This is a genomic window from Mycobacterium sp. NGS27, from assembly GCF_059813005.1.
Map to the genome: position 1 here is coordinate 94,653 of NZ_JCALDT010000006.1, position 15,494 is coordinate 110,146.

The following is a 15,494-nucleotide window of genomic DNA, read 5'->3' on the forward strand; positions in this document are numbered from 1 at the left end:
ATATATCGTCAATCCGTTCAATCCAAGGAGGTGCCGTGACCCTCTCCGACTCCGTGGTCGGAACCGCTCTGAGGCCGGCGTCATTCACGTGGGATCAGACCGACGTGATCCTCTACGCGTTGGGGGTTGGCGCCCGCCCACCCGCCGAGTTGGCACTGCTCAATGAGGCTTGCGGTCCTGCGGTGTTGCCGACCTTTGCCCTCATCGCCAACTGGTGGGCAGTCAAGGATCTCCGCAGTGTTCTCGACCTCGGTACGTTTCCGATCGTCCACTCGGCCCAGTCGCTGGAGTTGCATCGGCCGATCACCGCCAGCGGCGACCTGTCAGTGCAGGCTCGGGTGTCGTCGGTATGGGACAAGGGCAAACACGCCGCCGTCGAATTGACCAGCCGCGGGGTCGACGCGGACGGAACCGTCTTTGTGGCCCTGTCGCAGACCATGGTCCTTGGAGCCGGGGGATTCGGTGGCGAGCGGGGACCCTCGGCCGAGCCAGATCCGGATGGGCCGCCGGACGAAGTCTTCGACGACGTGATCCGGCCGGAACAGGCTGCGATCTATCGACTGTCTGGCGACCGCAACCAGCTCCACATCGACCCGGCTGCGGCCCGCAAGTTTGGCTTCGGCGACGTGTTCCTGCACGGGCTGTGCACCCTCGGATTCGCCGCACGGGCGGTGATCAACGGAATCGGCCACGGCGATCCACAGTCGTTGACATCCTTGAGTTGCCGCTTTGCCAAGCCGGTCGGACTCGATGCTTCGCTGCGCACTGAGATGTGGCGAACTGGAGATTCCGTGCGTTTCCGGACACTGCAAGGTGACATCGTCGCGTTGAGTTCGGGAACTGCGACGCTGGCAGGGGGATGACCATGGACCAACGGCGGGCCCGCGGATTGCGTAACCGACACGCACTCATCAACGCGGCGATCGAGCTCTTCGCCACCCAGAGCTACGAAACGACCACAATCGAGCAGATCTCGACCGCTGCAGGTGTCGCGCCGCGCACGTTCTTTCACCACTTCGCCACCAAGGACGACATACTGTTCGACGGCTACGCCGATCGGCTCCAGGAGGCCGCCCGCCGGTTTCGTGCCGCACGGTCGAACTCCTTGTGGGACGCACTTGCCGAAACCTCGTCCGCGGTGGCGGAGGCGATCATCGAACAGCCCGAGATCTTCCTGGTCCGCGCCACCATGTACCACAACGTGCCATCGCTGCGCGCAACGATGCTGCGGATCAACGAAGATTGGATCGATCAGCTCACCGCCGAAGTGGCGCGGTGGCTGAACAGCAATAAAGAGATGGACTTGAGGCCTCGCCTCGCCGCCACGCTGACCAACAGCGCCAACCGCGCGGCCATCGATGTGTGGGTGGCCGGCGGTGGTCGGGGAAATCTGCCAGAGCTGATGGCCGAAGCCGTTGAATTCGTGCGGCCATCCATCGTTGCGATCGAGCGCGCGGCAGCGACGAGAGGGGGACAGCGTGTCGGTTGAATCTCGTCCGCTGGCGGTCGTTACGGGGGGAGTGCGTGGCATCGGTGAGGCCATCGTCGCCGAGTTGATTTCCGCCGGTCATCGCGTGGCCGCGGTTGACATCAACACGAAAGCCATTGCCCGAGCCCAGGTTTGCGACGCGGCGCACTCGGGCGATCTTATCCCCATGAACCTCTCGATTACGGATCGTGGCGCCGTGGAGGATGCGCTGGGCAACCTCGCCGAGGAGTACGGACCCATTCGTGCATTGGTGAACAACGCCGGGATGACGCTGCCCGGAACGTTTCTCGAGCAGAGCGACGAGGACTGGGATCGCATCGTGGAAGTCAACCTCAAGGGTACGTTCATCATGGCGCAGGTTGCGGCCCGGCAGATGGTAGCCGAAGGCGGCGGGGCGATCGTCAACATCAGCTCGGTCTCGGCCCACGGCGTGCGCACCGGTCCGCCGGCCTATGCCGCCGCAAAGGCGGGCGTGGAGGGACTGAGCCGGCTGATGGCCGTCCAGTTGGGCGAGCACGGGGTGCGGGTCAACACGGTTGTTGTCGGCACCACGGCGACGCCCTGGCTAGTCGGGCGCAAGACCGAGGAAGAGCTGGCGCAGATGCGCCGGAGCACTGTGACCGGGCAGTTGGGCGAACCGGCGGACGTTGCCGGTGTGGTCGCATTCCTGTGCTCGCCGGCAGCCAAACACCTGACAGGCCAGCTGATTTCGGTGTCCGGGGGCCAGTGGATGCCATAAAAGTCTCGAATGAGACGATAAGACAAATTCTGCTATAGTGTTTAGCTGCTACAGATCGATGCCAGGGGACGCCGTGGAACTGAAGAGAATCCTGTTCGAAGTCAGCGAGCACGTCGCCACGATCACCATCAACCGCCCGGAGCGGCTCAACGCTACCGACGATCTGACCCGCACCGAGCTCGGCAATGCGTGGGCGCGCGTCCGCGACGATCCCAACGTTCGAGTGGCCATCATCACCGGAGCGGGGGACCGCGCGTTTTCCGCGGGCCAGGACATTCGGGCAACGGCAGAGGGCGGCATCCGCAACAAGATTCCCGGTTCTCGGCTTCACCACAACGTATGGAAGCCGGTCATCTGCGCTCTCAACGGGATGGCGGTCGGAGGCGCTCTGCATCAGGTCGCCGACTCCGACCTGATCATCGCAGCCGAACATGCCGAACTGATCGACACACACTTGGCAGTCGGCAACGTGTTCGCGCTCGAACCCGCGGTGCTATTGCGCCGAATGCCACTGTCGATGGTGATGCAGTTGGGGCTGATGACCAAGCAAGGGCGTATCAGCGCACAACGAGGTTACGAGATCGGCTTGATAAATGAGGTGGTACCCGCTGACCGACTGCAGCAGCGCGCCAGGGAAATCGCTTTGGAAATCGCGAAACTCTCCCCGGCAACTGTGCAGGCGTCCATCAAGGCGATGTGGGCCAGCCTGGATGTCGGGCTGCGCGCGGCCAATGACGTTGCCTACCGCTACGTGCTGCAACACCAGCTGACCCATCCTGACTACCGGGAAGGGATGCTCGCGTTCGCCGAAAAGCGTGAACCGCGCTGGGTGGTGGAATGACTGTCGCGCCATGAGTCAGTCCGCACGGAAGTTCAGCTATGACCCGTTGCCGTACGCACCGGTGCTGCCGGCGATGCTGGCCAGTCTGGTTGCTGACTATGGCGACAGCGACTTCATCGTTTCCTCGGTCGGTGACGGCATCGTCGAGCGGATTACCTACGCGGAAGCCGATTCCAGGTCGGCTGAGATGGCCCGGCGACTGGTTGCGGCGGGAGTGACCAAAGGTGTCCGCGTCGGAGTGATCGCACCGAATGGGCCCGATTTCGTGGTCGCGTTCCTGGCAGCCACCCGCATCGGTGCGGTCGCGGTGCCCATCAACACTTTCTTTCAGCCGCCGGAGTTGAGGTGGCTGCTTCGCGACGCCGACATCCACACCCTGTTATCGGTCGACTCACTGCTCGGCAAGGACATGCTGGCGCGGGTCACCGAGGCCACGGCTGAGGTCGCGGTCATGGGCGCGCCGCTGACTCTGGAACGGCTGCCACAGTTGCGCAACATTTTTGGGCTCGGCGGCACCGAGCGCTCCTGGCCTAGTGAGTGGCCGGACCCGGTGCCCGAAGCGTTTCTGCGCGCGTGCGAATCTACCGTCCGCCCATCCGACGATTTGGTCGTCATCTACACATCGGGAAGCACGTCGGACCCCAAGGGCGTCATCCATACGCACGGCACCGCGATCACACACTCTCGCTTCGTCTCCACTCAGCACGAGTGGAAGCCCGACGACCGGGTCTACATCCCGATGGTGTTCTTCTGGGTTGCCGGGTTGGTATTCGGTCTGCTCGGTCCGATGCAGACCGGCGCCACCATTCTCACCGAACACAAGTTCGACGCCGGCGACGTGCTGCGCCTGCTCGAATCCGAACGAGCCACTTACGCAACGGGATTCCCACATGTGGGCCGCGCACTGGCGAATCATCCCGAATTTGCGTCGATCGATCTGTCAAGTCTGCGCGCGGGGTACCACCAGGTCCTGCTACCGCCGGAACTGCGCGCGGCTGATCCATCACTGCTGGTCACACAGTTGGGAATGACCGAAACGTGCAGTTCCCACACCTGGTGGCCACCGCACGAACCGGTGCCCGATAGCAAGCGCGGTTCGCTCGGGGTCTCCGCACCCGGCTACGAGCACAAAATCGTCGATGAATCCGGAGCGGAGGTCCCCAACGGCACCATCGGGGAAATCTGTGTGCGGGGAGTGGCGATGATGCGCGGCATGGTAGGACGGCAGCACAGCGACCTGTTCGACGCCGACGGCTGGTATCACACCAAGGACGCCGGATACCTGGACGACGACGGATTCCTGTTCTTCACCGGACGCACCGACGACATGATCAAGACCTCGGGCGCCAACGTCGCGCCCGTTGAGGTCGAAGCGGTGATCACTAGCGTCGACGGCGTCCGAATCGCCTATGTCGTCGGCGTTCCGGACGCGGAAAAAGGCGCGGTCGTCTGCGCCGTGGTCGTGCTCAATCAAGGGCGCCGCATGTCGCAAGACGAACTCGTCGCCGCATGCCGAACAGAACTCGCGGCCTACAAGATCCCGAAGAGATGGGTGATCCTTCCCGACGCCGATCGGCTGCCGTACACCACCACCAACAAGATCGACAAGAACCGGTTGGCGCAGCTACTGGAGTCCGGGGAGTTGGCGTGACGGACTTAGAAACGCGCGTCGCCCGGTTGGAGGCCATCGACGAGATCCGGCAACTAGCCGCCAAGTATGCGGTGGCTTTGGACATGCGCGACTTCGATTCCTTGGCAAACCTTTTCGTGGACGACATCGGCGTGCCGGGCAAGGGTCGCGGCCGCGCGGCGATGCGGGAGTGGTACGACGCCCAGATCCGGCGCTCGTTGTTGGGCAGCGCACATGGTGTTCTCGGCCACATCATCGACGTGCACGACGCCGACAACGCCAGTGGACTCGTCTATTCACGCAACGACTTAGAGACGGAGTCGAACTGGGTCATCGAGCTGCTGGCCTATCTGGACAGCTATGAACGGCGGGACGGCCATTGGTATTTCGCCCGCCGGACACCGCTGTTCTGGTATCAGAGCGACATAACCGACCCGCCGGTCGGGCCACGCAAGATGCGCTGGCCCGGTACCCCGCATCACGACGGCGCATTCCACGACGCCTTCCCATCGTGGGAGGCGTTCTGGACCGCCGATCCCGGACGCTTCGACGCGCCGGTCCCGGCCCCGGCCGTCGTCGGCGAGTGGTTGCGCACCCTGCGCCGAGGTGTTGCCGTCCCTCGCGTCGACCCCACCGGCCGTGGCGCAACGGAGACTTGAAATGCCCGGCAATCCTACGAGTTTCGCGTTCACCGATGAGCAGAACGAACTGCGCAATACCGTGCGCTCATTCCTAATGAGCAAGGCCAACGAGGCCGAGGTGCGTCGGCAGATGGAATCGCCGAGGGGCTACGACTCGAATGTGTGGGCTCAGATGTCTGACCAGATGGGCCTGGTGGGGCTGGCCATCCCCGAGGAATTCGGCGGCCAGGGCTTCAGCTTCGTCGAACTCGGAATTGTCACCGAGGAAATGGGCCGGGCACTGCTTCCTTCGCCCTATTTCGCGTCGGTCGTGCTGGCGGGCAACCTGATCATGCATTCCGGCGACGACGCCGCCAAGAAGCGATATCTGCCAAACATCGCGTCCGGCGGCACCGTCGCGACGGTGGCGGTCACCGAAGAGTCGGGCCGCTGGGAAGTCGGCGCGATCCGGACGCGGGCACGCAGCACAGACGACGGTTGGGTGTTGGACGGAACCAAAGCGTATGTGCTCGACGGTAGTAGTGCCGATGTAATTTTCGTTGCGGCCCACACCGATGCGGGCTTGTCGCTCTTCGCAGTTGACCGCTTTGACAGTGTTGTTCGCCGGCCGCTGTCGACCTTGGACCAGACCCGCAAGCAGGCGCGCATCGAGTTCAACGCAGCGCCGGCGTCGCTGATCGGCCGCGAAGGTGAGGCGTGGCCGGTGCTGATGCGGACCCTGGCGCTCGGCTGTGCCGCGCTGGCGACCGAACAGGTCGGGGGCGCACAGCGCTGCCTCGAACTGGCCGTCGACTACGCCAAGATGCGCAGACAATTCGGCAAGCCGATCGGATCTTTTCAAGCCATCCGCCACAAGTGCGCCGACGTCTTGCTAGACGTCGAATGTGCCCGCGGCGTAGCACATTACGCGGTGCGCGCAGCAGCGCAACTCTCCGACGAGCTGTCGGCGGTGGCATCGTTGGCCAAGGCGTGCAGCTCAGATGCGTATGCACGCGCCGCCGCGGTCAACATCCAGATTCACGGGGGGATCGGCTTTACCTGGGAGCACCCCGCGCACCTGTACTACAAGAGAGCAAAATCCTCCGGCCACCTGCTGGGCGATCCCACATTCCACCGGGGACTGCTCGCCGGTGAGATCGGAATCTGAGGTCGGCAAGCGCGAGCGCCTCAGAAGTCCGTGCCCCCGTCGATGTTGATGGCCGCGCCAGTCATGAAGGCTGCGCGCTCGCCGAGCAGGAAGGCGATCAGCTCGCCCGCCTCGGCGGGGCGGCCTCCTCGGCGAAGGGCGACCCGCATATTCCAGTCCGGATTGCTCGCCAAGTGCGTGTAGATCGCGTCCTCGAGTGGCACGTCGTATTCCGCCGCGCGCTGCGCGCGAATGAAGTCGTTCACCTCGGTGTCGAACAGCCCCGGGCATACGGTGTTCACTCTGATGCCGTCGGGACCGTGCGTTTTGGCCAGGATTTTTGACAAGGTCAGCACCGCCGCTTTCAGCGCGTTGTAGGGCGGTATCAGGATCTTAGGCGCCCGTACCGAGTACGCGGCGGTGGTCACTATCGTCCCGCCGCCGTTGCGCTGCAGGTGGGGGATGGCAGCGCGGCAAGAGCGGACGGTAGCCATCAGGATCAGCTGGTAGTACCAGTCCCACGAGTCGTCGCCGTGTTCGAGGAACGGTCCCTGCTGGTTCATCGGGCCCGCCGTAATGGCCAAACCACGAAGGGGGCCCAGGCTTGCGGCCGCGTGATCGATAGCCTGGTCGACGCCGTCGCCGGTTGCGGCGGCGTCAACGGCGATTCCGACCGCACGGACGCCATGCTCGGCGCTCAGTTGCTCGGCGCGATCGCGGGCCCGGTTACCGTCGCGAGCCAAAAGCGCGACGTTGGCTCCGTTTTCGGCGAGTTGCTGGGCGGTGGCGAAACCCATCCCGGTGGTCCCGCCGACGAGAACGAAATTGCGCCCCGCCACGCCTAGGTCCAAGCCCCCGCCCCTTCCGTGCGATCGAACCCTGACGCAAGGCGTCCGGCAAAGGCCCATACTAAACAAAAGTACGGGAAATGTAGAAATGACCACTAATCTGCTTGCCAGAAGCGCGATCATGGGCATGGATTGAACATAAAGGGCATATTTGTCGCGTAAGATGGCTGTTTCGGGTGGGGCGGCTATCACGGCAGAGGAGCGAAATGTCGACGGAACGGGCCACTGCCGAGCTGGACTCGGCCGAGGAGTTCGATCGCCGGGACCAAATTCTGGGGGCGGCGAACGAATGCTTCACCCAGCTCGGGATCGCGCGCACCAGCGTGCAGGATGTCGCGCGGACGGCCAATGTGTCGCGGGGCACGGTGTACCGCTACTTTGAGGACCGCAACGTGCTCATCGAGGCCGCCATCGAGTTCGGGGCACAGCGGTTCTATCGCGAAGTCGCGGTGGCGATGGCCGCGAAGGCGACGCTGGCCGAACAGGTTGGCGCGATGGCCGAAACCCACGCGAAGATACTGATTGACCACCGCACTCGAAACCGATTGATGGCCGACGACGCCGAGCTGATGCGACACATGATCTCCGATGGAGACACCGCAGTGCGCCGCACGACGGCATTTCTGATGCCATACGTTCGCGACGCCCGGGAACGCGGCGAGATCGGCGCCGGTGTCGATGTGACGGCCGCCAGCGAATGGCTGGCGCGCATCATCTACTCGTTCTCCACAGTCAACGAGGCGCAGACATTCGACATGTCCAAGCCGGCGACTGTGCGGCGCTACGTCGAAACTTTCGCGATCAACGGTCTCCGCTGATCTACGTCCTGCGCAGACGGGCTTTGGCGCAAGTGAACAACATATGTACTAGTGTTCCCCGAAGGCGGATGCGGCCTGACCCGCGAACGTGAGAAGAGGGCGCCATGAGTGAGCGGACTTTGGCCGGCAAGCGCGTCGTGGTCGTGGGCGCATCGGCCGGGATTGGGCGGGCTTTCGCGGTGCGTGCGGGTAAGGAGGGCGCGGAGCTGCTCATCGCCGCACGCCGACGGGATCGGTTGGAAGAGGTTGCCACCGAGGCCGGCTGCGGCAGCGCCGTGATCGCAGATGTGCGCAGCACGGAGGATTGCGCGCGTCTCGCCGATGTCGCGCGAGACGCCCTGGGGGGCATCGACTTGCTTTTCATATCGGTGGGTTATGCCCCGCTGCGCATGTTCGCCGATACCTCCGCCGATGACTGGCTGGACGTAATGCGTACCAACGTCATCAGCGTTCATCAAGTGATCAAGTCATGCGTGCCGGTGCTTGCGCCCTCTGCAATCGTCAGCGCCCTGTCCTCCGAAACAGTGGGTCAGCCGAGGACCGCCCTCGGTGCCTATTCATCCAGTAAGGCCGCGCTGTCGGAGAGCCTTAACGCTTGGCGCACCGAGCATCCGAGTTTCCGGTTCTGCTGCATTACGGTGGGAGGAACCGTGCCCACGGAGTTCACCGCGGCCTTTGACCCCGATCTACTGGGGGTTGTCGTCCAGGATTGGATCGCGCGCGGTCTGCTTCAGGAGGAGCTGATGACGCCCGAAGACGTTGCCGACGTGCTGGCAGGCGTTTTCGCGAGTGCACTGAACTCTCCCGCCGTGGGCCTCGAGCAGCTCGTCGTCCGTCCGCCGTCGTCGATGCGTAGGGCCGTGACGGCATGACAGCGCAAGTCCAATCAGCGTGGCCCGATCACCCCGAATACCGAATCGAAGCAATCCCGTGCCCTCATACCGGTCAGGTGTGGTTCGGCGATGTACTTGTCGCCGAAAGTGACCGTTGCCTCGTGGTCACCGAGACCGACCACGACGACCGGCTGTACTTCCCCGAAGCTGATGTGCGGTGGGAACTCTTCGCGCCGTCGGACCACACTACCGTGTGCCCCTTCAAAGGCCGAGCAAGTTACTGGACGTTGTCAAGTGCTGACCCCGCAATCGAAAACGTGGTGTGGACATACCGCACCCCGTTGCCTGAAGTGGCCGCGATCGCGGGGCACGTCTCCTTCTATGACGACGGATTGCGTGTCGTCGTCGTCGAACACTGGCCTGACGGCTCGAAGGTTCCTGTCACGTTCCCACTTTGGGGAGACGCAATTGAGCTGCAGAGGCTGATCGATGTTCAGCCTGTGCAGAACGGCTGTTTCGTTGGGGCGGCTCACGGACCCACCCGCCGCAACGTTGTCGAGGGTGGACAACTCCTCGCCGAGGCCATCGTCGCCGCATCGAAAGTGCTTCCAGAGCAGAGAGTTACGTCGGCATCGATGGTCTTCACCAAGGCGGCGTCGTTCGATGCACCGGTGGACCTGACCGTCGATGTTCTCCGCCGCGGCAGAACATTCTCGTCGGCCGAAGTGCGGGTGTGTCAACATAGCGTGCTACGCAGTGCAGGAATCATTCTCGCGGACTCTGGTGCCGGCGAGGTAATGCGGGACACTGAGCGGATGCCGGACGTGCCGGGACCCGATGCGGCGGTGGCTTTTCCGGGCTTCGGGATGACCGGGCGCGAAATCCGTGTGGTCGACGGGGCCTATGATCCCGACCCCGAGCGGGTCGGACCGCCGGTGATCAATGCGTGGCTCCGATTTCGCGAGGCGCCGCGTGAACGCTATTTAATGGCCGCGTTGCTTGCTCAGTCGACGACGCATTGGACCATCGCGGCCGGCATGCTTCCCCACCGGGGACTAGGTGAAGCTCGCGCGCACGTCAGCCTTTCGACGGGGATCATCAAGGCCACCATCGCGTTTCACGACGAGGTCGATATTGACGACTGGTTGCTGTACACCAACCACGCTTTTTGGTCGGGGCGCGGGCTGGTGCAGGGCGACGGGCGGGTGTTCAGCCAAGACGGTCGGCTGGCCGCGTCGTACACGATCCAGGCGATGGTCCGTGAATTCGCGGCCGATCCCGCCGCCATGGGGCACGACAGCCGAACGGCTATGTGATCGGCATAGGGATCGTCGCCCGTAGGCGTCCGGGTACGCGTCGATGCGCCACAGCCGTTTTGGTGCGTGGCGGGGTGAGCTGCTGAGTATGCCTTCCCTCAGCGCAGGCCGTTGATGGCAAATTTCTCTACATAGTCGCGGACCGTTTTTGGCTTCGTCATATCGAAGCTCAGTCCCTGATTGACCGTCGAAAAGGAATAAATAATGCGCGCGAGCCACTCGCTGGCCGCCGTGATGTTAATTCCTGATCCGACCTCACCGCGTTTTTGCGCGTCGCGCACGTAGGGTTCGAGAAACTTTGTCGTGCGCCGGACCGCACTGTCGCCGTCGGAGACCATGTGTCGCATGAGCTCGGCGTCATCGGCCATGAGTCGATTGCGGGTTCGGTGTTCCAGGAGGATCTTTGCGTTCGTTTCGGCCATAGCGCCGAGCTTTTCAGCGAGCGTGGTCTTCTTTTCCATCGCCGCGGCGACCTCACGGTAAAAGCGTTGAGCTCCATGCTCGATCGCCGCCTCGATGAGCACGTCGCGGTCGACGAAGTACCGATAGATGGTGCCCCGGGAGACCCTGGCCATCCGCGCTACGTCCTGCACGCTGGTGCGCTGGATGCCCAGTTGTGTAAAGCACTCATTGGCGGCGTCGAGAATCTGTTCGCGTCGATCGAACTCGTCGGCGACCTCTGTTTCGGCAATTGCTCGGTCAGTCGACATGTCGTTCCTCCGCGTGCGGTGCCTATATTCCCAGCTCTTTATGCTACGTGACACCCGGTGTCGGGCTCCTGAAGCGCGCCAATCGCGCTAACGACACGCAGAGCAAAACTCACCCAAGAAAGGTGGTCTTGGTGTCGAGGTACTCCATAATTCCTGCGCGCCCGTTTTCGCGGCCCAAACCCGACTGCTTCATCCCCCCAAACGGGGCGTGCGGTTGCAGCGTCCAGGTGTTGACACCGACGTTGCCTGCCCGCAGGGCGCGGCTCACTCGAAGCGCTCGGCCGACGTCGCGGGTGTAGACCGCGGCTGCCAGTCCGTAGGTGGTGTCGTTCGCCAGCCGAATGGCCTCGTCCTCGTCGCCGAACGGGATCACGCACAACACGGGTCCGAAGATTTCGTCTCGGGCCACGGCCATCGAGTTTTCCACATTGACCAGCACCGTTGGGGCGACGAAATTGCCGGCCGTTGGGGCGCCTTCGGCGCGGCCCCCGCCTGCCGCGACTTCAGCGCCCTCACTGATTGCGCTGTGGATGTGGCCGAGCACCCGGTCCATGTGCTGAGGGCTGATCATCGGTGCCGCCGAGACCGCGGGGTCGAACGGGTCACCGAATGTCGCGGCCGACGCGAAGCCGATTAGCGTGTTCACGACGTCGTCGTACACGTCGCGGTGCACCAAGATCCGAGACTGACACACGCACACCTGGCCCGACAGTCCGAGAAATGCGTTGCCCGCGGCGATCCCGACAGCCATGCCCAGGTCCGCGTCGGGGAAGATCACTGCCGGGCTTTTACCACCCAGCTCTAACGAGACTCGCCCAATTCGGGCGGCCACGGTGGCCGCGATCGCACCACCCACTGCCCGGCTGCCGGTGAATGACACCTTGTCAACTCGAGGATCGTTGACCAGCGCCGTACCTACTGGGTCGCCGGGACCGGTCACCACGTTGAACACTCCCGCCGGGAGATCGGCTTGAGCAATCAGTTCCGCAATGCGCAAGCTGACCAGCGGGGACAGCTCCGAGGGCTTGGCGACCAACGTGCAGCCCGCCGCCAATGCCGGGGCCACCTTCTGGGCGAACAGGCTCATCGGGGCATTCCACGGTGTGACGATCCCAGCGACTCCGATGGGTTCGTGCGTTGTGAAAGTGAACGGTTGAGTGGGTTCCCATTGTGGGTACGTTTCGCCGGTGACCTTGTCCACCCATCCCGCGTAAGTGTCGAACAGGTCTGCCGGATACTCGGCTCCCATTTGGTAGAAGCCAGAGAACGAACTCGGCGTCGCATTGTCCAGGGAGAGCAGGGTATTCAAGTTCGCGGCGTCAGTACGGATGAGGTCGGCGATCTTACGCAAATACCGCGCGCGATCCTTGCCCATCATTCGCGGCCAGACACCGTCGTCGAACGCCGAACGCGCTGCCGTCACCGCCGCGTTAACCGCGGACCTGTCGGCGTGTGGTGCCTGGAAGACCATCTCGCCGGTCGCCGGGTGAATGTGGGGGATCGGATCGGCGGCTCCGTCCAGCCACGAACCGTTGACGAACATTTGGGATGGCGGCAGCGTCGCGGAAGACAGATATGGCAGGACGGAGATTGCGGTCACAGAACTAAACAGTAATACATCATATGTATTGTTGTATATTCCCGAAAACCAGGTGGCCGCATGGGGTCCGCCGCGGCCGCGAACTTGCGCTCTTGGCGGTGGAGGCTCTGGTGCGCCGATGCGGCGGCGTCGCCGACGCAAATCGGTAATCAGCGCTGTTACAAGCGAACTGGCCGCTAGTCAGTGTGTAGCGCCAACGCCATCTTGGGGCAGATGGCGGCCGCTTCACGAACAGCGGCTTCGCGGGCAGGTGGAACTCTCCTACGGGAACCTGGGCCAGAACGTCATCACTCATGTCCCTCCTGCTACGGGTTCCGTGATCGCACCAACTACGACAGCCGCTTGGACCCAGCCCCACTAGGCACGGCGGCGAGGATCTGCAATTATTGAATAATAGAACGTCTGATGTTCCATTGTTACATAGCGGCAAGGAGTGGTTTTGTCTCGTTTGGAGGACAGATACGCGCTGGTCACGGGCGGGGCTCAGGGGTTGGGAGGAGCGATTGCTGAGGAGCTTGCCGGTCTGGGCGCCCATGTCACTATCGTCGATTTGAACGAAGAGAAGGGTCAGGAGCGCGTAGAGCGGATTCGTGCCGACCAGGGGCGGGCCTCCTTCATCAAGGCCAATGTGGCCCACCGGGAAGCGATTGAAGCCGCGGTGCATCAGGTGGCTGATACCGGGGACGGCCGGATCGACGTCTTGGTCAACGCGGCCCAGTTCTTCGCCATGCCCAAGGCGCTGGAACTTGTTACCGATAAGGATTGGGAACTCTCAGAGGCCACCGGGCCCAAGGCGACCTTCCGGTTCATGCAGCTCTGCTTTCCGTTCCTCCGTGAGTCCGGACGGGCTTCAGTGATCAACTTCGTGTCAGGGTCTGCTCTGGCCGGCATTGCCTACACCGCCCCCTACTCGGCGGCCAAAGGCGCGGTAGCCGCGCTGACCAAGGTCGCCGCGAACGAGTGGGCTCGCCACCGCATCCGAGTAAATGCGGTGTGCCCGTTTGCCCTGACCGAGGCCCAGCAAAAGATGATCGGCACCGAATGGGACAACTACACGCGGACGGCAGCCGCCTCGCCGATGAAACGCGGCGCTGATCCCGTTGAGATTGCGCCGGCCGTGGCTTTTTTGGCGGGAGACGACGCAGCATTCGTGACAGGCACGATACTGCAGGTCGATGGTGGCATGACCGAGCTATCCACGGTGGACTACTCGCAATCGCCGGGAGTCTTTGGTTAACAGGCTGATTCGCCCGACAACACATGACGCACATGCCAGAAGCTCACCGTCCCGCTCCTGCGCTTACCGCGCTGAATCGGCCCTTCTGGACCTCGGGCGCGGACGGAGTGCTGCGCATGCAACGCTGCACCTCCTGCAGGCGGCTCTGTCAGCCGCCCTCGCTGTTGTGCCCTCATGACCATGCGGCGACCGAATACGTCGAACTCAGCGGCCGGGGGTTTGTCGAATCCTGGACGGTGAATCGTCATCAATGGTTCCCCGGGTTCCCGCCGCCATACCTCATCGCGTTCGTAAATCCGGTCGAGGACGAACGGGTGCGGCTGCTGACCAACCTGGTGCACGTCGAACCTGACGACGTCACCCAGAACATGCCGGTGCGCGTCATCTTCGATCGATGTGTAGATGGTGACGACGAGGTGTTCATTCCGTTGTTCGAACCGGAGCGCTGATGACTAAGGCGTTGACCGAGCGGACCGTCATCAGCGGCATCGGTCAGTCGGCAATCGGTCGTCGACTGGGGCGGGATCCGCTGGAGCTCACCGCCGAAGCATGTCTGGCCGCAGTTGCCGACGCCGGTCTGACGTTGGCCGACATCGATGGCCTTACAACGTATCCCGGTAGTTCCCAACCGGGCCTCGGGTTCTCTGGGGCGTCACTGCGTGACATCCATGACGCATTGGGAATCGAGCCGAATTGGGTCGCAGGGGGGGTGGAGTCCCCGGGTCAGCTCGGCGCGGTGGTCGACGCCATGCTCGCTGTGGCGGGCGGGTTGGCCAACCATGTGCTCTGCTGGCGCAGCATCTGGGAGGGCACCGCGCAAGGCGCCGGCCGACGCAAAGGATACGGTTCCGGGGGCGGCCGTCCAGGCGGAATGCTGGCCTGGCAGATTCCTTTTGGTGCCACGGCGGCTAACTTGGCGGCCCTGCAGATCCGCGCGCGGATGCTGCGATACGGGCTTACTCGCGAGCAGCTCGCGTCGATCGCCATAACGCAACGGAGTCACGCCGCTCGCAACCCGTCGGCGGTCTACCGCGATCCGCTCGACCTCGAGACCTATCTCAACGCGCGAATGGTCTCCGACCCGCTGTGCATGTTCGACTGCGACATCGCCTGTGACGGCGCCACCGCATTCGTCGTCTCTTGCGCCGAGCATGCTGAGGGGCTGGACCACCCGGCGGTGACCGTCGAGGCGGTCGACTGTGCTCACCACGACCGCTTCACGTGGGAGGGCGGTCAAGACATCACCCGGATCAGCTCACGATGGTCCACGATCTGGGAGCGGACCGACTTCACCGCCGCCGATGTCGACGTCGCCTCGCTGTATGACGGGTTCAGTGTCTTCGTGCTCTGCTGGCTCGAGGACTTTGGTTTCTGTCCCGTCGGAGAATCCGGCGAATGGGTTTCGGACCCTCACCGCATTTCGCTCGGCGGAGAGTTGCCCCTTAACACCGGCGGAGGGCAGCTATCGGGAGGACGCCTGCACGGCTTCGGGCATCTGCACGAAGCGTGTTTGCAGATTCGTGGCCAGGCTGGAGAGCGACAGGTCCACGGTGCCAAGCTGGCTGCGGTAGGCGTGGGAGCAGCCAACAGCGGCACGACGGCGATGTTGCTGCGCCAGGTGTAAGAATGCGAATAGCCACACGGTCATCAAGTCCGAGGAGGAATG

16 protein-coding genes are annotated in these 15,494 nt (G+C 63.4%); 13 read left to right on the plus strand and 3 right to left on the minus strand.

Features of this window, described 5'->3' with window-relative positions:
- Positions 1–35: 35 nt before the first annotated feature.
- From AC5Y30_RS17450 to AC5Y30_RS17480, 7 genes are all read left to right on the plus strand, one after another.
- A complete protein-coding gene (locus AC5Y30_RS17450; RefSeq protein WP_499919930.1) occupies positions 36–863 on the plus strand; it encodes a MaoC/PaaZ C-terminal domain-containing protein in 828 nt (275 codons plus the stop codon).
- Complete coding sequence (locus AC5Y30_RS17455) at positions 860–1,489, plus strand: TetR/AcrR family transcriptional regulator (RefSeq protein ID WP_499919931.1); 630 nt, start codon at positions 860–862, stop codon at positions 1,487–1,489. Before AC5Y30_RS17450 ends, AC5Y30_RS17455 begins: the two co-directional genes overlap by 4 nt.
- Positions 1,479–2,228, plus strand: coding sequence for an SDR family NAD(P)-dependent oxidoreductase (locus tag AC5Y30_RS17460; protein WP_499919932.1), 750 nt, complete (start codon positions 1,479–1,481; stop codon positions 2,226–2,228). Before AC5Y30_RS17455 ends, AC5Y30_RS17460 begins: the two co-directional genes overlap by 11 nt.
- A gap of 73 nt (positions 2,229–2,301) precedes the next feature.
- Positions 2,302–3,069, plus strand: a complete 768-nt coding sequence (locus AC5Y30_RS17465) for an enoyl-CoA hydratase-related protein (protein WP_499919933.1) — start codon at positions 2,302–2,304, stop codon at positions 3,067–3,069.
- A 10-nt stretch (positions 3,070–3,079) separates the two neighbouring features.
- Positions 3,080–4,720: a class I adenylate-forming enzyme family protein gene (locus AC5Y30_RS17470; protein WP_499919934.1), complete on the plus strand. Its 1,641-nt coding sequence runs from the start codon at positions 3,080–3,082 to the stop codon at positions 4,718–4,720.
- Positions 4,717–5,358, plus strand: a complete 642-nt coding sequence (locus AC5Y30_RS17475) for a nuclear transport factor 2 family protein (protein ID WP_499919935.1) — start codon at positions 4,717–4,719, stop codon at positions 5,356–5,358. The genes AC5Y30_RS17470 and AC5Y30_RS17475 overlap by 4 nt, the downstream gene beginning before the upstream one ends.
- A gap of 1 nt (position 5,359) precedes the next feature.
- Complete coding sequence (locus tag AC5Y30_RS17480; RefSeq protein WP_499919936.1) at positions 5,360–6,487, plus strand: acyl-CoA dehydrogenase family protein; 1,128 nt, start codon at positions 5,360–5,362, stop codon at positions 6,485–6,487.
- A gap of 20 nt (positions 6,488–6,507) precedes the next feature.
- Here the strand turns inward: AC5Y30_RS17480 and AC5Y30_RS17485 are convergent, their stop codons facing one another.
- Positions 6,508–7,443 (minus strand): SDR family NAD(P)-dependent oxidoreductase, encoded by a 936-nt coding sequence (locus tag AC5Y30_RS17485; RefSeq protein WP_499919937.1) that lies wholly within the window; start codon positions 7,441–7,443, stop codon positions 6,508–6,510.
- 77 nt (positions 7,444–7,520) lie between these two features.
- Here AC5Y30_RS17485 and AC5Y30_RS17490 point away from each other — a divergent pair, with 77 nt between their 5' ends.
- The 3 genes from AC5Y30_RS17490 to AC5Y30_RS17500 all read left to right on the plus strand — a co-directional run bounded on the left by AC5Y30_RS17490 (position 7,521) and on the right by AC5Y30_RS17500 (position 10,281).
- Positions 7,521–8,132, plus strand: a complete 612-nt coding sequence (locus AC5Y30_RS17490; protein ID WP_068268263.1) for a TetR/AcrR family transcriptional regulator — start codon at positions 7,521–7,523, stop codon at positions 8,130–8,132.
- A gap of 119 nt (positions 8,133–8,251) precedes the next feature.
- Positions 8,252–9,004, plus strand: a complete 753-nt coding sequence (locus AC5Y30_RS17495) for an SDR family oxidoreductase (protein WP_499919938.1) — start codon at positions 8,252–8,254, stop codon at positions 9,002–9,004.
- Complete coding sequence (locus AC5Y30_RS17500; RefSeq protein WP_499919939.1) at positions 9,001–10,281, plus strand: DUF427 domain-containing protein; 1,281 nt, start codon at positions 9,001–9,003, stop codon at positions 10,279–10,281. The genes AC5Y30_RS17495 and AC5Y30_RS17500 overlap by 4 nt, the downstream gene beginning before the upstream one ends.
- Before the next feature lie 98 nt (positions 10,282–10,379).
- Here AC5Y30_RS17500 and AC5Y30_RS17505 read toward each other — a convergent pair whose 3' ends face one another.
- Together AC5Y30_RS17505 and AC5Y30_RS17510 are read right to left on the minus strand one after the other, a co-directional pair.
- Positions 10,380–10,991, minus strand: coding sequence for a TetR/AcrR family transcriptional regulator (locus AC5Y30_RS17505; RefSeq protein WP_499919940.1), 612 nt, complete (start codon positions 10,989–10,991; stop codon positions 10,380–10,382).
- Between the two features lie 109 nt (positions 10,992–11,100).
- Positions 11,101–12,591, minus strand: a complete 1,491-nt coding sequence (locus AC5Y30_RS17510) for an aldehyde dehydrogenase family protein (RefSeq protein ID WP_499919941.1) — start codon at positions 12,589–12,591, stop codon at positions 11,101–11,103.
- Between the two features lie 439 nt (positions 12,592–13,030).
- On the opposite strand from AC5Y30_RS17510, the gene AC5Y30_RS17515 reads away from it, so the two are divergent.
- Genes AC5Y30_RS17515 through AC5Y30_RS17525 form a run of 3 tightly spaced genes read left to right on the plus strand, consistent with a single transcriptional unit; the run spans position 13,031 to position 15,452 of the window.
- Positions 13,031–13,828, plus strand: a complete 798-nt coding sequence (locus tag AC5Y30_RS17515; protein ID WP_499919942.1) for an SDR family NAD(P)-dependent oxidoreductase — start codon at positions 13,031–13,033, stop codon at positions 13,826–13,828.
- 32 nt (positions 13,829–13,860) lie between these two features.
- The gene (locus tag AC5Y30_RS17520) at positions 13,861–14,277 is read left to right on the plus strand and encodes a Zn-ribbon domain-containing OB-fold protein (RefSeq protein WP_499919943.1); all 417 of its coding nucleotides are present in this window, start codon (positions 13,861–13,863) and stop codon (positions 14,275–14,277) included.
- The gene (locus tag AC5Y30_RS17525; protein WP_499919944.1) at positions 14,277–15,452 is read left to right on the plus strand and encodes a thiolase family protein; all 1,176 of its coding nucleotides are present in this window, start codon (positions 14,277–14,279) and stop codon (positions 15,450–15,452) included. The genes AC5Y30_RS17520 and AC5Y30_RS17525 overlap by 1 nt, the downstream gene beginning before the upstream one ends.
- The last annotated feature ends 42 nt before the right edge of the window (positions 15,453–15,494 follow it).